The sequence below is a fragment of the Williamsia maris genome (assembly GCF_024171815.1).
Classification (GTDB): domain Bacteria; phylum Actinomycetota; class Actinomycetes; order Mycobacteriales; family Mycobacteriaceae; genus Williamsia_A; species Williamsia_A maris.
Map to the genome: position 1 here is coordinate 625,423 of NZ_JAMTCJ010000002.1, position 18,381 is coordinate 643,803.

The window sequence follows — 18,381 nt, forward strand, 5'->3', positions numbered from 1 at the left end:
GGTACATGCGCCTGGCCGATGTGATCGAGACGTCTCGTGCGGTCGGTTCGACACCCGGCCGCAAGGCGAAGATCGCCGCGGTCGCGGAACTGATCCGCACTGCCGGGCCCGACGAGATCCACCCGGTCGTGGGCTGGTTGTCTGGCGAACCACGGCAGGGCCGGATCGGGATCGGGTGGCGGACGTTGGCGGCGGCCCGACCGGAACCGGCCGACCAGACGTCGCTGTCGGTGGGCGATGTCGATGCCGCGCTGACCGGGCTCACGACGATCTCCGGCAGCGGGTCGACCGCGCGCCGCCGCGACGCGTTGGTGTCGCTGCTCGGTGCCGCGACGGCCGACGAACAGGACTTCCTCGTCCGGCTCATCACCGGTGAACTCCGGCAGGGTGCGCTCGAAGGGGTCGCGACCGACGCCATCGCCCTGGCGTCGGATGTCCCGCAGACCGTGGTCCGTCGCGCGGTGATGCTCTCCGGCGATCTCGGGGCGACGGCACGCGCGGCGATGATCGACGGGGCCGACGCCCTCGAGGCCTTCCGTCTCACCGTGGGTCGCCCCATCCGCCCGATGCTCGCCTCACCCGGCGAATCCATGGCCGCCGCCCACGCCCAGCTCGGACCCGACCTCGTCGTGGAGCACAAACTCGACGGTGCCCGGATCCAGGTGCACCGCGACGGCGACGACGTCACCATCGTCACCCGCACCCTGCGCGACATCACCTCGTCGGTGCCCGAACTCGTCGAATTGGTGCGCGCACTGCCCTGCACCTTGGTCGTCCTGGACGGGGAGACGCTGGCGCTCAACGACTCCGGCCGACCGCGACCGTTCCAGGAGACCATGAGCCGCTTCGGCTCGGCCGAGGGCGAACTCCTGCTGCGTCCCTACTTCTTCGACTGCCTGCACCTCGACGGCGTCGACCTGCTCGACGAACCCCTCGAGCGGCGGATCGCCGCGTTGGACGCGGTCGCCGGTGAGCACCGCATCCCCGCGATCATCCGCCCGAGCGCCGAGCAGGCCCAGGCCCACTTCGAGGCGGCCATCGACGCCGGGCACGAGGGGGCGATGGCGAAGGCGCTCGACTCCGTCTACGCGGCGGGCCGGCGGGGCAAGAGCTGGTTGAAGATCAAACCGGAGCACACGCTGGATCTGGTCGTGCTGGCCGCGGAGTGGGGTTACGGCAGGCGGACCGGGTGGCTGTCGAACCTGCACCTCGGCGCCCGCGACCCCGACGGCGGGCCCCCGATCATGGTCGGCAAGACCTTCAAGGGGCTGACCGACGAGCTGCTGCGATGGCAGACCGAGGAGTTCCCGCGCCACGAACGCGACCGTGACCAGCACACCGTCTTCCTCCACCCGGAGATCGTGGTGGAGATCGAGCTCGACGGTGTGCAGACCAGTTCCCGCTATCCGGGCGGTGTCGCACTGCGTTTCGCGCGCGTGTTGCGTTATCGCCCCGACAAGACCGCCGCCGACGCGGACACGATCGACAGTGTGCGCGAGCTCCGCGCCGGCGGTCCTGCGTCTAGCTGAGGACGAGCGGTACGCCGACGTCGGAGAAGACCTCGACGATCCGGTCGATCATCGGCGGTTCGTCGGCCGCGGATACGCCCAGTTGTGCGCGCGCGGCGGCGCTGTCACGCCAGACGAACTCGAACTCACCGGACTCCGGGGTCCCGAACCCGCCGCGCAAACAGTCGGCCAGTGCGTCGAGGTTCGAGCCGAAGTAGCCGCCCGGTCCGTTCACCGCCCGGCCGATCTCGGCGTAGAAGTCGGCGGCCGAGGAGATGGCCGAGCCGTCGATCTCGTAGCGCACGGGGTCAGCAGTCATGACCGGGAGTATCCCGCAGCGTCACGCCCGCCTGCATCACGCGCCGGTGACGGAGCAGAACGAGTCGTAGTGATCGCCGGTGTAGTAGTAGTGCGGGGGAGAGGTGAGAGGCGTTCCGCCGGTGACGATCCGACGGGTTCCGCGGTTGCTCGCGCCCGGGGTGGGCACGGTGTACTCGTGGTAGTAGCTCGACGACTGCGCTGGCAGGATGCCCTCGCGGTTGGTGAAGACCACGCCGTCGTTGTTGGGGTAGGGGAACGGTCCGCCCTTGTGGATCAGGTTCACCGTCTGCGTTGCCTGCGCGGGCAGGGACGAGAGAGCGCACGAGGAGATGGCGGCGTCGGCCGCTCCGGGGGTGGAGACCGCGATCGCACCGGCGGCGACGAGTCCGGCGAGCACTCCGAGGCGGGAGACGGGGGTCCGGGACGAGGCGGGGCGCGCCCACAAGTTCGTTAGCATTGAGAAATTATGTCCCACGCCGGTGTCCCTGGTGCGGCCTGCGCGTGAACGGTGGGTGACGCTCAGCGGCGCTGTGCGACAACCAGATCGATGGAGTCACCGACGGTGCCGGCCGCCGCGTCGGTGTCGCCGGTGGCTTCGGTGAACACCTCGCTGGACCGTCCGTACGACGTGAGCAGGGCACCGATCGAGTCGGAGCCGGTGGTCCACCCGTTGCCCTCGAGCCAGTCCTGTGCCGCGAACTCGCCGACGTCGAGCATCAGTTCATCGATCTCGACGCCGAAGGCCTGCGCCTGAAAGTCCATCTGACTCAGGTCGAACGACGCACGCGGCACGTCGAAGACCAACGCGCTGCCCGCTGGGGCCGCCGTGCCGATCGTGGTCAGCAGCCGCTCCTGGTCGGCGGAGGTCAGATACGGCAGCAGCCCCTCGCACAGCCAGACCGTCGGTCGTTCGGATCGGAACCCGGCCCCGGTCAGCGCCGACAACCAGTCCTCGCGCAGATCGCAGGCGACGGTGATGCGGGTGGCCGCCGTGGTGGCGTCGAGTCGGTCGAGGGTCTGGTTCTTGAACTCCAGGACGGCGGGCTGGTCCACCTCGAACACGGTGGTTCCCGGAGCCCACGGGAGTCGGTACGCGCGGGCGTCGAGGCCCGAGGCCAGGATCACCACCTGCAGGCAGCCGTTGTCGTTCGCCGCGGTCAGTGCCGCGTCGATACGCTGCGTGCGGGCCGCCATCATGTTGCGCAGCAGATCGATCGCGCGCGTCAGGTCCGGGTCGTCGTCGGCGTCGAGCAGTGCCTCGATGCGCTCGGGCGCGAGGTCGGTCTCACCCGAGTCGGCGACGAACTGCGCCGCGTAGGGGTCGGAGATCAGCGCCGTGTCGCTGCGGGTCTCCAGGGCTCGACCGAGTGCGACGAGGAGCGCGGTACGTCCGACGCTGTCGGTGATGGACCACTGATCATCATTTGTACGCATACCTAAAGAGTACGCCGCACCGGTGGTTCGAGGCGTGCGTCCGACGGGATGATCTGCGCGCCGAGAGGGAGCAACGACACCGGAACCATCTTGAAGCTGGCGATACCCAGGGGGATGCCGATGATGGTGATGCACAGCGCGATCCCGGTGACGACGTGCCCGATCGCCAGCCAGATGCCGGCGAAGATCAGCCAGATGATGTTCCCGATCGTTGATGCCGCACCGGCGCGGGGATCGCGGACGACGGTCCGGCCGAACGGCCACAGCGCGTAGTTCGCGATGCGGAACGACGCGATGCCGAACGGGATGGTGATGATGAGGATGCAGCAGACGATGCCGGCCAGCACGTAACCCACCGCCATCCAGAAACCGCAGAGCACCAGCCAGATGATGTTGAGGATCGTCTTCATCAGTCCAGTGTCCCTTCTTCCCACGGCTGCGGTGTGTACGGCGGACTCTGACCCCAGCCCCACTGCGGCACCGGGGCGTGGGAGATGACCGTCGCGCCAGGTGCGCTGTTGAAGACCGCTATGCGCGTTCCCCATTCGAGGTAGCCGACGAAGTTCGCGCGGAAATCGGGATCGGAAGGCAGCCCGACGAGGTCGGCGGTCGTGCACATGCGCTCGACCCAGCGCTGCCGCTGCACCTCGGTGAGCGCGAGACCGCGATGCCGGGACACCATGTGCTCGTATCCACCGTGCTCGACACTGAACGCCGGCGGCCCACCGAACGTCTCGCCCAGCCACGCGGCCACGTGTCGGGGATGCCCCGGATCCATCCCGCGGAACACCGGCTCCAGGATGGGGTCCGGTTCGCTCAACAGATCGCCGTAGAAGCGCGCGGTGAGACCTTCGAGCGCGTCCATCCCGCCCGCCCACTCGTACATCGTCGGCGGCTCGCGACCCTCTCCCGCCGGTACCGGATCACGGAACCCGACCTGCAGGTGCGTCCCGTCGCAGAACGGCTTGGTTCGCGAGCGCCCACAGCGACACAGTGTTCGGCGCCCGGCGGTGTCGTGCACGTGGCCGTCCGATCCGACGACGTCGATGTCGCCGACGAGCTGCAGCGGTCCGTCGGCGAGTGCTCGGACGCAGGCCGCGTCGCCGGAGCGAGCAGTGCGGTCCGCGTCGCCCGCACCCGACGGCCCACACGTCTCGGTGCCGTCGAAGTCCTTCAACCCGTGCGTCGCGTCGCACAGCGGGGCGTTGCGCGATCCGCCGCAGCGGCAGAGGTGGGTGACCGGGCCGTGCGTACGGACCGGGCGGTCGTCGGCTCCGATGATCTCGACGTCGCCCGTCACGAGGTACGGACCGTCGACGGAGACGCGGATCTGCGCGGTGGTGTCGTCAGGACTCATCGAGACGCTCCCGGGTCTGGTCAGCGGCGCTGCGCGGCGGAGGATCACTGTACCGCCGTACGAGCGGGTGCGTGCGGGTGTGACGGGGTCGGATCGAGCCGGTGTTCTACCGTCGGCGCATGGCAAATCCAGTGACCTCGCTGACGAACCGTGTGGTGCGGACGGCGATGCAACGTCCCCGGACGGCACGCGATCTCGTCGACCTCACCCGTGACGCCGAGGCGGAGCTGAAGGGAAAGCTCATCCTCGTGACCGGGTCGTCCTCGGGCATCGGGGCGGAGGCCGCCGAGATGTACGCGCAGGCCGGCGCCCAGGTGATCCTGGTGGCCCGTCGGATCGACGAACTCGACTCGGTGGCGGCTCGTATCCGTGCCGGAGGCGGCATCGCCCACACCGCCCCGGCCGACCTCTCCGACACCGACGACATCGCGCGATTGATCGACCACGTGCTGGCCGAGCACGGCTGCCCGGACATCCTGGTCAACAACGCGGGCCGCTCGATCCGCCGCGACGTCCTCGACTCCGTCGACCGGCTGCACGACTACCAGCGCACGATGGCGATCAACTACTTCGGCCCGGTGCAGCTGACGCTGGGGTTTCTGCCCGGGATGCGGGCCCGCGGTCGAGGCCAGATCATCAACGTCTCCACCTGGGGAATCCCGATGGGCGCCATGCCGAAGTTCTCCGCCTACGCGGGGTCGAAGGCGGCGATCACGGTGTTCGGGCGCAGCATCAACGCCGAACTCCGCGGTGTCGGCATCGCCGTGAGCACCGTCTACTTCCCGCTGGTCCGGACCCCGATGATCTCACCCACCGACGAGTACACCGAGGCGCCCGCGCTGACCGCGACCGAGGCCGCGCGGTGGCTGATCTACGCCGCGGTGCATCGCGAGGCCGAGGTCCTGCCCCGCGTCGCGAAGTTCATGCGTCGGGTCGGGGCGGTGTCGGTGGACGCCGCCGACGTGCTCATCTCCCGTAACGCCGTCTAGGCCCCTCGCGCCCGGGAAGTGGGCCACGCCACATCGGGACGCACTTTTACGGCACAATGGCCTCCATCGAGCGTGAGTGTGGAGGAGCAATGTCGCAGACGTCGGGGATCGATGACGCAGACGTCGACCGCGCGCGCATCCGCAGTGCCTACGAGCGCTTCCGCGACGGTCGGACCTCCGACGCCGGTTCCGTGCGGTCGGTGGTCCGCGACTCCTGGATGCGATCGCTGCGCGGCGGGGTCGATCCGACCGCGACCGCCGTCTCGGACATGAGCGCGTCCGTCTTCGCCGAATACCGCGCCGCCCACCCCATGACCGCCGTCCGCCCGCTGGTGCAGTCGTTGATGCTCGACGACATCGGTGGGGCGGGCGTCGTCGTCGCCCTGACCGACGAGGTCGGTCGCTTGCTGTGGCTCGAGGGTGATCGTGATGCGCGCGACCGCGCGGCCGCCATCGATTTCGTCGAGGGCGCGATGTGGTCCGAGGAGGTCGCGGGCACCAACGCCCCCGGTCTCGCCCTCGCTGTCGGCCGCGGCGTGCAGATCGTCGGCGCCGAGCACTACGCCGAGCCCGTGCAGGAGTGGAGTTGCGCGGCCGCGCCGGTGCACGACCCGCTGACCGGCCACGTGCTCGGAGTCCTCGACGTCACCGGGGGACGGCAGGTCGCCGCACCGTTCGCGATGTCGACCGTCCGCTCGGTGGTCGCGGCCATCGAGCTCCAGATCCGTTACGGCGGAGTCGATCTCGGGACCGTCTCCCGCGCCTCGGGCGCAGGGCTGCGGGTCCTCGACGTCACCGGCTATCAGTTCGCCGCCGACGACGGCACCGACCACCGGCTGACCCCGCGCCACGCCGAGATCCTCCTGCTGCTGTCCACCCATCCGCACGGCATGAGCACCGAGCAGCTCGCCATGGCGTTGTCCGATGACGGTGTCGACGCGGTCACCGTCCGCGCGGAGATCTCCCGTCTGCGCCGCGACCTGGGCGCCCACGTCCTGCAGTCGCGGCCCTACCGCCTGGAGATCCCGGTCGTCTCCGATGTCGACCGCATCACCGACCGCGTTCGTCGCGGCGACGTAGCCGGGGCGATCTCGGCGCTCGGTCGGGGCGGGCTCCTCGCGGAGTCGCGCGCGCCCGGCGTCGTCGAGGTGTTCGAGGAACTGCTCAGCGACATCCGCTCGGCGGTCATCGCCGGTGCCGACCGCGCGGCACTGCGGTCGTGGACCGCGTCGGTACACGGTCGCGACGACGCTGCGGCCTGGCGTCTGCTGGCCACCCTCCTGGGTCCCGACGACCCGGACCGTTCGCGGGCCATCGGCCGGGTCCAGCTGCTGGACCAGCGGTTCGGCATTCGTTAGACCAGTCAAAGAAACAAAGCTGGCGGTTTGTGTCAGTCATCTGGCATGGTGTTCGCATGAGCACCGAGGCGCGATGGCGCGAACTGACGTCCGCGATCCCCGAGGCCATCGCCACCGCCGCGATGAACGACGCCCTGCCCGACACCGGCAGCCCGGCACCGTGGCTGATCGAGGGCACAGGATTCTTCTTCTCCGCACGGGCGAAGAGATCCGACTTGGACCTGTTGCCGCCCGCCCTCGCTCGTCGTGCCCGGCCGTTGCTGCGACTCGGATTCGGCGTCCGCTACAGCCACACCCCCGTCGGCACGTACAACGAGCTCGGCGGCGCGATCGTCTATGCCCGTCCCGACGGCGTCTTCGGCCACATCCCGTTCCTGCCGGTCGACTCCGCGGCGACGATGCGCGGCGGTCGGGAGAACTGGGCGCTGCCCAAGGTGCTCGCCACGTTCAGCGGCGACCCGGTGGCGTCGAAGTCGTTCATGGCGGCCGGGGACGGGTGGTCGGTGAGCGCGGAGATCGGCGACACCGGTCGGCAGCGGTCGTTGTCGGTCCCGCGGATCTTCGGTTCGTCGTTCGCGAAACGGATCCCGACCCCCACGATCAGCGGCATCGAGCAGGTCGACGCCACCGGTCAGCGGGGGATCACGGGCGCGCAGAACGTCGCCGACATGCGACTCACCGTCGCCACCACACGCATCGCGGTGACCACTCAGGGCAGTGACGAACTCCGTCGGTTGTTCCCCGACGGCACCTACCGGGGCGGGACGATCGGCTATCGCGGCGTCACCCTCGGTGAGCCGCACCCGCGCGGATAGGTCCACGGGCGCTGTCCGATTCTCCTAGGGTGAGCGGATGCGGGGATCCGGGGTCGGCGGTCTGTTCGGAGCGGTCGACGATGCGACCGGCAACTCGTGGTTCGAGTTCGCCGCGCGCGCAGGACATGCCGTCAGCGGGATCCTGCACATACTCATCGCTTACGTGATCGTGCGGATCGCCGTCGGCGACGGCGGCAACGCCGACCAGTCCGGTGCGCTGTCCACCGTCGCGGGCACCACCGGCGGGACCGTAGCGCTGTGGGTGGGAGCGGGCGCGTTCGTCGCGATGGCGTTGTGGCGGCTCGCCGAGGCGGCGATCGGGGTACACGCCACCGAACCGAACGGACCCGACGACGAGGGTGCGTCGAGTCTGCTCGACCGCGGCAAGGCGCTGAGTCTGGCCGTCCTCTACTTCGCATTCGCGTGGACCGCCGTCCGGTTCGCGATCGGCGACGGCACGTCGAGCGGCCGGGAGAACGCCGGACTCAGCGCCCGCCTCATGGGATCGGGTCTCGGCAAGACCGTGTTGATGGTCGTCGGGATCGTGATCCTTTGTGTCGGTGCGTATCACGTCTACAAAGGTGTTTCGAAGAACTTCATGGACGACCTGACGATCGCCGACAACGCAGCGGTCCAGACCACCGGCCTCATCGGCTACGTCGCCAAGGGCCTCGTGCTCGCGGGCGCCGGGATCCTCGTCGGTGTGGCGGTGGTCAACGCCGATCCGTCCAAGGCGACTGGCATCGACGGGGCCGTCAAGACCTTGGGCACCGCCCCGGCCGGCCAGATCCTGCTGTTCATCGCGGCGATCGGGGTGGCCACGTACGGCATCTACGCGTTCGTCATGGCCCGCTACGCCCGGATGTGAGTAGTTGATCGTCGTCGACTGCACGGCTGCCGACGCCGCCGAGCTACTGGTCCTGCAACGGTGTTGCTGGGTGTCGGAGGCGATCGCCAACGACACCCTCGACATCCCTCCACTGCACGAGACCCTCGACGACGTCCGAGCGTGGATCGGTTCATGGACGGTGCTCACGATGCGCGACGGACCGCGGCTGGTGGCCGCGGTCCGAGGACGTCTGGTCGGTGAGACCTGGGAGGTCGGTCGTCTGATGGTGGCACCGGATCTGGCCGGACACGGGATCGGACGACGCCTGCTCACCCAGATCGAACGGCTCGCGCCGGACGGGGCGACGACGTTCGAGCTGTTCACCGGTGCGCGGAGCACCCGCAACATCGACCTCTACGAACGTGCCGGATACCGGGTCGTCGACTCATCGGCCGTGCCGCCGGGCCACATCGCCGGGGCGGTTGTGTTGCGCAAGCCGATGTCGAAAAATCGGCCCTGAGCGGCACGGCGGGACGCATACGTCCATGCCGACTCGCTCAGAGCCGATTTGTCGACCGTGATCGATCAGGCGAAGCGCTTCGCGAGCTGCTCCAGCGTCTTGGTGATGCCATCGCCGTTCTTCTTGTCGTAGCCGAAGGCGGTGATCATCACCGGCAGCTTGGCGGTGCCGTAGTTGAACGACTCGGTGACCTGGGTGTTGCCGGGTGCGGTCTCCACCATCTCCCAGCGCCACTTGTGGCCCATCGGGTGCTGCCACTCGACGACCTTGTTGTCGGCGAGCTCGGTGACCGTCGAGGTGATCTTGTACGGAACACCGAACTGCTTCATCCCGACGCTGAACTTGTCGCCCTTCTTCAGGCGGTCGGGACCCTTCACCGTGGAGTCGCGCACAGTGCCGGAGCCGTCCAGCTCGTGATGGCGGTGTGGGTCGGCGACCAGCGCGAAGATGTCGGCGGCTGAGGCGTTGACGTTGACCTGCCGTGCGGTGATCTGAGGACCTTGATCGACGGGGATAACTGATGCCTGTGTCATGACACCAACCTACGCATCGCAAATCTTCGTGCAACGGCCTTGCAACGTGGCCCGGCGTAGCTTTGTGCTGTACATCACAGACGCCCCGCTGGTGTGGTTCGGGTGACTCGACCCCTGCCGCCCGGTGGACTTTAGAGGGAGACCACTGATGCCGATTTTCGCCAACCCCGGAACCGATGGCGCGGTCATGAACTTCGAGCAGCGCTACGACAACTGGATCGGGGGACAGTGGACCCCGCCGGTCAAGGGCCAGTACTTCGAGAACCCGTCGCCGATCACCGGCAAGACCTTCTGTGAGGTCGCCCGCTCGACCGCCGAGGACATCGACCTCGCCCTCGACGCCGCACACAAGGCCGCACCGGCGTGGGGCAAGACCGCCGTCGCCGAGCGGTCGCTGATCCTGCTCAAGATCGCCGATCGGATCGAGGAGAACCTCACCCAGATCGCGGTCGCCGAGTCGTGGGACAACGGCAAGGCCGTCCGCGAGACCCTCGCCGCCGACATCCCGCTGGCCGTCGACCACTTCCGCTACTTCGCGGGTGCCCTTCGTGCGCAGGAGGGTTCGCTGTCGCAGGTCGACGAGGACACCGTCGCCTACCACTTCCACGAGCCCCTCGGCGTCGTCGGACAGATCATCCCGTGGAACTTCCCGATCCTGATGGCCGTCTGGAAGCTCGCCCCGGCACTCGCCGCAGGCAACGCCGTCGTCCTCAAGCCGGCCGAGCAGACCCCCGCGTCGATCCTGTACTTGATCTCGCTGATCGGCGACCTGCTGCCCGACGGCGTGCTCAACATCGTCAACGGCTTCGGCGTCGAGGCCGGCAAGCCGCTCGCGTCGAGCAACCGGATCCGCAAGATCGCCTTCACCGGTGAGACCACCACGGGCCGACTGATCATGCAGTACGCCTCGGAGAACATCATCCCGGTCACCCTGGAGCTCGGCGGTAAGAGCCCGAACATCTTCTTCGCCGACGTGATGGCGTCGGATGACGGCTTCCGCGACCGCGCACTCGAGGGCTTCACGATGTTCGCGCTCAACCAGGGTGAGGTCTGCACCTGCCCCAGCCGCGCGCTGATCCAGGAGTCGATCTACGACGAGTTCATCGACCTCGCCGTCAAGCGCACCGAGGCGATCAAGCAGGGCAACCCGCTCGACACCGACACGATGATGGGCGCGCAGGCCTCGAACGACCAGTTCGAGAAGATCACCTCGTACCTGAGCATCGGCCAGGAGGAGGGCGCGAAGGTGCTCACCGGTGGCGAGCCGCTCACGCTCGAGGGTGAACTGGCCGGCGGCTACTACATCAAGCCGACGATCTTCGCGGGCCACAACAAGATGCGCATCTTCCAGGAGGAGATCTTCGGGCCCGTGCTGTCGGTCGCGACGTTCTCCGACTACGCCGACGCCATGTCGATCGCCAACGACACCCTCTACGGTCTCGGCGCGGGTGTCTGGTCGCGTGACGGCGCCACCGCCTACCGTGCGGGACGCGAGATCCAGGCCGGTCGCGTGTGGACGAACACGTACCACGACTACCCGGCACACGCGGCCTTCGGCGGCTACAAGGCATCGGGCATCGGCCGCGAGAACCACCTGATGATGCTCGAGCACTACCAGCAGACCAAGAACCTGCTGGTGGGCTACGCTCAGAACGCGAAGGGCTTCTTCTGATCAGCAGCGTCTGACCAAGAGCGGCAACAGATTTGACCGAAGAAAGAGACTGTGATGACTGCTACAGACAGGGTCGTCGCAACTGACTCCGCCGTGGAGCTCCTGACCAAGTTGTCGGAGCTCCACGGCGGCCTCATGATCCACCAGTCCGGTGGATGTTGTGACGGATCGGCGCCGATGTGTTACCCGTCCGGGGAGTTCCGGGTCGGTCAGCGTGACGTGCTGCTCGGCGAGATCGAACTGGCGGATCCCATTCCCGCCGTGCGTGTGTGGATCCAGGGCGATCAGTACGAGGTCTGGAAGCACACCCAGCTGATCCTCGATGTCGTGCCCGGGCGCGGTGCCGGTTTCAGTCTCGAGGCTCCGGAAGGTGTCCGATTCCTGGCGCGCTCGCGCGTGTTCGACGAGGCCGAGAACACCTGGCTCGATGCGTGCCCGCCACGACGAGGAGCCGAGGTCACCTCCTAACACGCTCGTGCTCGCCCTCTAGGGTGGATCCGGCTCGACCGGCGGCGACGTGTCCCCGGTCATCGATCACCGAGGGAGTTGGCGATGTCGTCAGTCAAGGGCAAGGTCGTTCTCATCACGGGTGCGGCGCGCGGCATCGGTGCCGAGACCGCGCGTGCGCTGGTCAAGCGAGGCGCGAAGGTCGTGATCACCGACGTCGACGAGTCGACGCTGGCCCTGATCGCCGACGAGCTCGGTGACAACTGCGTGAGCGTTCTCGCCGACGTGACCGACCTGTCGGCGATGGAGGCGGCCGTCGCGGCCGGTGTCGCCAGGTTCGGTGGCATCGACCTCGTCCTGGCCAACGCCGGGATCGCCAGTTATGGATCAGTTCTCAACGTCGACCCGGCGGCATTCCGCAAGGTCGTCGACATCAACATCAACGGCGTCTTCCACACTGTCCGCGCCGCGCTGCCGTCGGTGATCGAGCGCAAGGGCTACATCCTCGTGGTGTCGTCGCTGGCCGCGTTCGCGCCGGCACCGGGCCTCGCCGCCTACAACGCCAGCAAGGCGGGTGCGGAGAACTTCGCGAGCGCGCTGCGGCTCGAGGTCAAGCACCTCGGCGTCGACGTCGGCTCGGCCCACATGTCGTGGATCGACACCCCGCTCGTCCAGGACGCGAAGAAGGACCTCTCCGCATTCGCCGAGATGCTGGCCGGGCTGCCCGGACCGCTGAGCAAGACCACCACTGTCGACAAGTGCGTCAACGCCTTCGTCGCCGGTCTGGAGAAGCGCAAGCGTCGCGTCTACGTCCCCGGCTGGGTGGGCGCGCTGGGCTGGATGCGTGGCGTGATCACCTCGCCGGTGGGCGAGAAGGGCTCGCTCGACCAGGCGCCGCACATCATCCCCAAGATGGACGCCGAGGTCGCGGCGCTCGGCCGGTCAACCAGCGCCCGCAACATCGACAGCGGCGCGGTCGTCGAGTCCGGTCACTGACTCGGTTCGTTGCCGCGTCTCTGTATCACCAGGAGCACCGCCACACACGCCGCGATCGCGACGATCATGGGGACCGCGACCTTCGCCGCGACCTCCAGCGACGGCGAGACGAATGCGTAGTCGATGCTCCGCGGGCCCGGGTCGGCTGAACCGATCGTGGTGATGTCTATGAAAACCGCCCGGGGTGCGAACATCCACACCGCGGGCGCGGCCAGAGCGATCGCCAGCAATGCCGCAGCGGGCCGTGTTCCCCTCAGCAGGCCTGCCATGGAGAACGCCGTGGCGCCGGGTGCGACGAACAACGCCGCGCCTGAATAGACCTCGATGAATGGCGCGTCTATCAGCAGGTAGGTTGCCGCGCACACAGCGAGAACGGTGATACCGACGACGGGTCGACCGTGTCTCCACCCGAGTAGCGCTCCCGCGATGACGCCGACGACGACCAGTAGCAACCACCAGCGACTGTCCGGCACCCAGTTGGTCTCGCCTGAGCGCGAGATGGTCCAGGCGGCCGCGACCACCAGAAGCGCGCCACCTCTGGAGCCGACGATCACTGCGATGACGAGGATCAGGGCGACCTGACCGTAGGCGGGGTACCACTCGTCGACCATGGCCGCATCGGAGTGAACGGTTGCCGTGTACCACCAGGTGACCAGGACCGACATGATGGCCAGACCACATCCCGCCGCAAGGGTGAGACGCCCTGAGCGTGAAGCCGTGCCGGGTTCTGAGACCGGTTCCGATACGGGTGAGAGCGCCTGGCCCACAGCAGGATTGAGTACCGCGGCCAGCATGACCGACAGGAGCAGCAGCGCTGTCGTCACCGACTCGACGGAAATGGCGGACATGGGTCCGTTCCCGCCGGGATAGAGGATGAACGGGTCGGACAGCGGCTCGCGGAGAACGACCCCGATGACTGTGCCGACGGCCAGGGCCGCCGGTGCCCAGTCCAACCGCGGAGCAACGGCGAGCGACCACCCCGCCACGCCGCCGAGGATCACGCCGGCCAGGATCGACGTGACGTACCCGAGCAGGATCGAGTCGCCGGTGGTCCCCGCGAGCGTGGACACCAGGACGATCGTCGCGATCAGGGCCGTGAGGATGCGGGTCGTGCTGGAGAGGCGAAGCGATGCCATGAGCACCGCCACCGCGGCTCCCGCGGCTTGTACCGCGGGGGTGCTGTCGTAGAGCACGTGCCAGGACGGGGATTCGTTGTAGGTGCCGGTGGTGGCCGAGACCAGGGTCAGCGCCGCGGCCGCGCCGCTGGATGCACAGCCCAGGGCGAGCACCACCTGGCTCGAGCGTTTCAGCGAGGGTGTGATCATCGCGGTCCGATCTCTTGATCGGACGGAATCCGGCGGGTGATGACCCACGCGACGACGCCGGCCGCGATGAGGCTCAGGACCGAGGTCGCCACGGTGGTCTCGGTAGCGGATTGGAACCCGAAATGGTCGATGTCGGAGGGAGCGTCGGTGAGGGGTGTGTATGCGCTCCAGCCGAAGTCGGCTCCTCCGCGAAGAGCGCTCAGCGGAACGCATGCGGCCAACGCGGTGGCGATGACCGCGGGGTGCGTGAGCGCCGGTGACGACGACGGCTCCGACACACACACGGCCACCGTGTAGCTCGCCGCGATCGGTGCGACGAACAGTGCGCCCGCCGCCGCGAGCAGTACAGAGGAGTCGCCGTGCACCAGCTGGAACAGGACGACGACCACGAGAAGCGCGATCCCCGCGAGCGGCAGATCCCGACTGGACGCGGCCGCGGCCCCGAGGCCGATGAGAACAGCGACCACGACGGCGATCACCCCGCCGACATCGGATACATCTGCTGCCGCACCCGTCGCCACCAGGGCCACGGCGCCGACCCACGCCAACCCGGTCCGACCCGGCATGACGAGGGCAACGGCGAGCACGATGGCGATCGCCATACTGCCGAACACCCATCCGGGCGGCGAGATCCCGCCACCGGTGGACCTGGACTCGTTCAACCAGAAGCTCAGGAGAACGATCGCCACGGGGACACCGACGCCGGTGATGATGACCGTGGTGTCAGGCCGCCCGATGACCACCGATGTGGTTCCCCTGATCTTAGAGGCGTAGACCACGAGCGCGATCAACGCCACGACGGCGCCGACAAGGGTCGCGATTCTGGGGTTCGATTCCATCGCCACGAGAGTGCTGACGCCGTACTCGGCAGACCTGCGGTTCCCACTGAACCCACCGAACGACGACTGAACCGACTGTGCGAGTAGGAATCCGGCGACGACACCGGCTGCGAGACCGATCCGACCCGCACGACCACCGGTTGACGGGTCCGGCTGAGTCACCACCGCGAGTGACCCCAGCACCAGTCCGCCCGCGATCGCGGTCGGATACCCGATGCCCTGCTCGTTCGTCATCGTGAAGGCGAGAACCGCCAGCGCTGTCAACCCGACGGCAGCGCCGACGAGTGCAATCACGAGGCGGCGCAGCGAGACCGCGACCACCAGTGCCGCGAGTACGGCCGCGGCGGAAAATGCCGGGCTGCTGTCGAAGAAGCTGCCCCACCGCGAGCCGACGAAAGCGGAATCAAACACCTGGAACGTGGCGGGACCGAGGAGCGAGACGACGGCGACCGCCGCTCCGACCGCGGCAGCCACCACAGCCGACAGAGATCTCATGGCGTCACGATCTCACGTACGTACCCCAGTCGACCGTTTTACGAACTAATGAGATCGCGCGAAGCGCTCAGGCCACGGATTCGACGGGCTCCCGGGCGACGTTGGTGATGACCAGTCCGGCGAGCACGGCACCGACCACCATCAGGACGCCGACGTATCCCGCGACACCGACCCAGCCGAACGCCGAGAACGCGATACCCCCGAGGGCGCCGGCGACCGAACTGCCGAGGTAGTACCCGAAGAGGTACAGCGACGAGGCCTCGGCGCGGTGGTCGCTGGCGCGGGCGCCGACCCAGCTGCTCGCCACGGAGTGCGCACCGAAAAAGCCTGCGGTGAAGAAGAACACGCCGACGAGGGTGCTCGGGAGGAAGTCGGGCACGGTCACCACGAGTCCGACCGCCATCACGGCGATGGAGACACCGAGGACACGGCCCCGACCGTGACGGTCCGACATGCGCCCGGCGTAGGTGGAGGAGAAGGTCCCCGCCAGGTACATGAGGAACACCAGGCTGACGATGCTCTGCGGCAACGAGAACGGGGAGTCGAGCAGTCGGTAGGCGAGGAAGTTGTAGACCGTGACGAACCCGCCCATCAGCACGAACGCCAAACCGAACAGACACAGCATCGGGGTGTCACGCAGATGCCCGGACAGGTTCGACAGCGTCGTCCGGATGGTGACGCGTTGGGGTGCGAAGTTCTTCGACGCCGGGACCAGCTTGATGAACACCAGCGCGAACGCCAGCGAGACCAGGCACGCGATCTCCAGGGCCCATCGCCAGTCGACGACATCGGCGGCCAGACCCGGGACGAGTCGTCCGGTCAATCCACCGATCGTGGTGCCGGACACGTAGTAGCCCATGGCCTTTCCCAGCGACGGGCCATCGATCTCCTCGGCGAGGTACGCCATCGCGACGGCGGGGACACCGGCACACAGGATGCCGACGAGCGCACGCCCCCCGAGCAGTATCTCGATACTCGGCGACCACGGCAGCAACAGCCCGAGGACCGACGCGGCGATCGCGGAGATGACCATCACGCGGATGCGCCCGTAGCGCTCCGACAGCACGCTCGCCGGGATGATGGCCAACGCCAGCATGCCGGTCGTCAACGACACGGTGAGTGCGGACGTGGTGGGCGAGACCCCGAAGTGGTCGGAGAACACCGGCAGCATCGCCTGCACGTGATACATCGCCATGAAGGCGGCCATACCCGCCGCGAACAGCGCGATCGTCGCCTTACGGAACGGCACCGACCCCGCCTGGTGGCCGGTCGGCGCGAGGGCACCGTTCCCCGTGGCCTGGTACGTCGAAGCAGTTGCAGTCATCTCGCCCCTTTCCCTTGCAAACGATGCCACCCGCGGACTTAGATGTGAAATGAATGGTTTGTGCAATGTTTATGCGCTGATTGCATAACGGGGAGGGTCGATGCTGGGCGACACCGAATGGTTCGTGGACCTCGCGGAGTCCGAGAACGTCTCCGCGACCGCCCGCCGACTGCACATCTCCCAGCCGACGCTGTCGCGGATGCTCGCCCGACTCGAACGCGAACTGGGCACGCCGCTGTTCGACCGGCACGGCAAGCGCCTCGCGCTCAACGATCGCGGACGCATCTTCCTCACCCACGCACGGCGGGCGCGTGCCGAGCTCGAGGCCGCACGTCATGAGATCGCCGACCTCATCGACCCGGTGGAGGGGACCATCCACCTGTCGTTCCTGCACTCCTTCGGCATCCGCCTGGTCCCGGAGTTGATCGGCGACTTCCGCCGCGAGGCCCGGGTCGCGTTCACGTTGACCCAGGACGCGGCCGAGACGATCGTCGACCACGTGCGAGCGGGCGCCGCCGACCTCGCGATCGTCTCGCCTCGACCGGCGGGTACCGATGTGGTGTGGTCACCGCTGCTCCGACAACGCCTGGGCCTCGCCGTCCCGGGTGATCACCGACTCGCCGGCCGGTCCGAGGTGTCGCTGGGGGAGGTGTCCGAGGAGCCGTTCGTGTCGATGGCGCAGGGGTTCGGTATGCGTCGGATCCTCGAAGAGCTCTGTGCCGAAGCCGATTTCCGCCCCGACATCACCTTCGAGTCCAGTGAGCTCGGGACGGTGGCCGGACTTGTCGGCGCCGGACTGGGGGTCGCGGTGCTGCCCATCGAGGACGCGCCGCAGGTCCCGACGTCGGTGTCGGTGATCCCGCTGGCGGGCTCGCGGACGTGGCGCGAGATCGGCATCATCTGGCAACGCGACCGGCCCCTGTCGCCGGCCGCGGCGCGGTTCCGGGACTTCGTGGTCGCGCGCTCGCAGCGGGAGTGAGCTGCACGTGGGTACCGTTGAGGGCAACGCGATCAGTTGCAGTGACTCGAGGAGGTACGCGATGTCGGTGACCCTGGCCAAGGGTGGGAATGTCTCGTTGAGCAAGGAGGCGCCCGACCTCCGTGCGGTGAGCGTCGGACTCGGATGGGATGTCCGTTCCACCAACGGTGCGGACTTCGACCTCGACGCGAGCGTCCTCGCCGTCGGCACGAATCGGAAAGTGTTGTCGGACAACTACTTCGTCTTCTACAACAACCTGACCTCGCCCGACGGCGCGATCGTCCACACCGGTGACAACCTCACCGGCGAGGGTGAGGGAGACGACGAGTCGGTCAACGTCGACCTCAAGGCCGTCGACCCCGGGGTCGACTCGATGGTCTTCGCGGTGACCATCCACGACGCGGAGAACCTGGGCCAGAACTTCGGTCAGGTCATCAACGCGTTCATTCGCGTGGTCAACAGCGACGACGGCCGCGAGCTGGCGCGCTACGACCTGAGCGAGGACGCCTCGACCGAGACCGCGATGGTGTTCGGCGAGCTGTACCGGCGCAACGCTGAATGGAAGTTCCGAGCGGTCGGCCAGGGCTACGCCAGCGGGTTGGCCGGCATCGCCCGTGACTTCGGCGTAAACATCGGCTGA

The 18,381-nt window shown here is 68.0% G+C and carries 20 protein-coding genes; 11 read left to right on the forward strand and 9 right to left on the reverse strand.

Going from position 1 to position 18,381, the window contains the following annotated elements:
* Nucleotides 1-5: 5 nt before the first annotated feature.
* A complete protein-coding gene (locus LX13_RS09965; protein ID WP_253661173.1) occupies nt 6-1,529 on the forward strand; it encodes an ATP-dependent DNA ligase in 1,524 nt (507 codons plus the stop codon).
* Here LX13_RS09965 and LX13_RS09970 read toward each other — a convergent pair.
* The 5 genes from LX13_RS09970 to LX13_RS09990 form a co-directional block, all read right to left on the reverse strand.
* Nucleotides 1,522-1,827, reverse strand: coding sequence for a barstar family protein (locus tag LX13_RS09970; RefSeq protein ID WP_253661174.1), 306 nt, complete (start codon nt 1,825-1,827; stop codon nt 1,522-1,524). The two genes, LX13_RS09965 and LX13_RS09970, sit on opposite strands and share 8 nt — an antisense overlap.
* 36 nt (nt 1,828-1,863) lie before the next feature.
* Nucleotides 1,864-2,286, reverse strand: a complete 423-nt coding sequence (locus LX13_RS09975) for a guanyl-specific ribonuclease (protein ID WP_253661175.1) — start codon at nt 2,284-2,286, stop codon at nt 1,864-1,866.
* A gap of 62 nt (nt 2,287-2,348) precedes the next feature.
* Nucleotides 2,349-3,263 (reverse strand): SAM-dependent methyltransferase, encoded by a 915-nt coding sequence (locus LX13_RS09980; protein ID WP_253661176.1) that lies wholly within the window; start codon nt 3,261-3,263, stop codon nt 2,349-2,351.
* 2 nt (nt 3,264-3,265) lie between these two features.
* Entirely contained in the window at nt 3,266-3,673 is a 408-nt protein-coding gene (locus LX13_RS09985; RefSeq protein ID WP_253661177.1) for a YccF domain-containing protein, read from the reverse strand.
* Nucleotides 3,673-4,620, reverse strand: coding sequence for a CDGSH iron-sulfur domain-containing protein (locus tag LX13_RS09990; RefSeq protein WP_253661178.1), 948 nt, complete (start codon nt 4,618-4,620; stop codon nt 3,673-3,675). Before LX13_RS09990 ends, LX13_RS09985 begins: the two co-directional genes overlap by 1 nt.
* Nucleotides 4,621-4,739: 119 nt before the next feature.
* Between LX13_RS09990 and LX13_RS09995 the strand changes: the two genes are divergently transcribed.
* The 5 genes from LX13_RS09995 (at nt 4,740) to LX13_RS10015 (ending at nt 9,131) form a co-directional block, all read left to right on the forward strand.
* Complete coding sequence (locus LX13_RS09995; RefSeq protein ID WP_253661179.1) at nt 4,740-5,609, forward strand: SDR family NAD(P)-dependent oxidoreductase; 870 nt, start codon at nt 4,740-4,742, stop codon at nt 5,607-5,609.
* A 107-nt stretch (nt 5,610-5,716) separates the two neighbouring features.
* Nucleotides 5,717-6,967 (forward strand): GAF domain-containing protein, encoded by a 1,251-nt coding sequence (locus tag LX13_RS10000; protein WP_372499901.1) that lies wholly within the window; start codon nt 5,717-5,719, stop codon nt 6,965-6,967.
* A gap of 56 nt (nt 6,968-7,023) precedes the next feature.
* Nucleotides 7,024-7,782 (forward strand): acetoacetate decarboxylase family protein, encoded by a 759-nt coding sequence (locus LX13_RS10005; protein ID WP_253661181.1) that lies wholly within the window; start codon nt 7,024-7,026, stop codon nt 7,780-7,782.
* Nucleotides 7,783-7,819: 37 nt separating this feature from the next.
* Nucleotides 7,820-8,650, forward strand: coding sequence for a DUF1206 domain-containing protein (locus LX13_RS10010; protein WP_253661182.1), 831 nt, complete (start codon nt 7,820-7,822; stop codon nt 8,648-8,650).
* Between the two features lie 4 nt (nt 8,651-8,654).
* Nucleotides 8,655-9,131: a GNAT family N-acetyltransferase gene (locus LX13_RS10015; RefSeq protein WP_253661183.1), complete on the forward strand. Its 477-nt coding sequence runs from the start codon at nt 8,655-8,657 to the stop codon at nt 9,129-9,131.
* 65 nt (nt 9,132-9,196) lie between these two features.
* Here the strand turns inward: LX13_RS10015 and LX13_RS10020 are convergent, their stop codons facing one another.
* Nucleotides 9,197-9,664, reverse strand: a complete 468-nt coding sequence (locus LX13_RS10020) for an SRPBCC family protein (RefSeq protein ID WP_253661184.1) — start codon at nt 9,662-9,664, stop codon at nt 9,197-9,199.
* 148 nt (nt 9,665-9,812) lie between these two features.
* Between LX13_RS10020 and adh the strand changes: the two genes are divergently transcribed.
* From adh to LX13_RS10035, 3 genes are all read left to right on the forward strand, one after another.
* Complete coding sequence (gene adh / locus LX13_RS10025; RefSeq protein ID WP_253661185.1) at nt 9,813-11,336, forward strand: aldehyde dehydrogenase; 1,524 nt, start codon at nt 9,813-9,815, stop codon at nt 11,334-11,336.
* Between the two features lie 54 nt (nt 11,337-11,390).
* Nucleotides 11,391-11,804 carry a DUF779 domain-containing protein gene (locus LX13_RS10030; RefSeq protein WP_188487418.1) on the forward strand — a complete coding sequence of 138 codons (414 nt, stop codon included), beginning with the start codon at nt 11,391-11,393 and terminating at the stop codon, nt 11,802-11,804.
* A gap of 84 nt (nt 11,805-11,888) precedes the next feature.
* Nucleotides 11,889-12,779, forward strand: a complete 891-nt coding sequence (locus tag LX13_RS10035; protein ID WP_253661186.1) for an SDR family oxidoreductase — start codon at nt 11,889-11,891, stop codon at nt 12,777-12,779.
* Here LX13_RS10035 and LX13_RS10040 read toward each other — a convergent pair.
* The 3 genes from LX13_RS10040 to LX13_RS10050 all read right to left on the reverse strand — a co-directional run bounded on the left by LX13_RS10040 (nt 12,773) and on the right by LX13_RS10050 (nt 16,762).
* Nucleotides 12,773-14,104 (reverse strand): hypothetical protein, encoded by a 1,332-nt coding sequence (locus LX13_RS10040; RefSeq protein WP_253661187.1) that lies wholly within the window; start codon nt 14,102-14,104, stop codon nt 12,773-12,775. The two genes, LX13_RS10035 and LX13_RS10040, sit on opposite strands and share 7 nt — an antisense overlap.
* Nucleotides 14,101-15,438, reverse strand: a complete 1,338-nt coding sequence (locus tag LX13_RS10045; RefSeq protein WP_253661188.1) for a hypothetical protein — start codon at nt 15,436-15,438, stop codon at nt 14,101-14,103. Before LX13_RS10045 ends, LX13_RS10040 begins: the two co-directional genes overlap by 4 nt.
* Nucleotides 15,439-15,505: 67 nt before the next feature.
* Entirely contained in the window at nt 15,506-16,762 is a 1,257-nt protein-coding gene (locus LX13_RS10050; RefSeq protein WP_253661189.1) for an MFS transporter, read from the reverse strand.
* Nucleotides 16,763-16,862: 100 nt separating this feature from the next.
* Between LX13_RS10050 and LX13_RS10055 the strand changes: the two genes are divergently transcribed.
* Both LX13_RS10055 and LX13_RS10060 read left to right on the forward strand, forming a co-directional pair.
* On the forward strand, nt 16,863-17,741 hold the full coding sequence (locus tag LX13_RS10055; RefSeq protein ID WP_253661190.1) for a LysR family transcriptional regulator: 879 nt from the start codon (nt 16,863-16,865) through the stop codon (nt 17,739-17,741).
* Between the two features lie 61 nt (nt 17,742-17,802).
* Nucleotides 17,803-18,381, forward strand: coding sequence for a TerD family protein (locus tag LX13_RS10060; protein WP_253661191.1), 579 nt, complete (start codon nt 17,803-17,805; stop codon nt 18,379-18,381).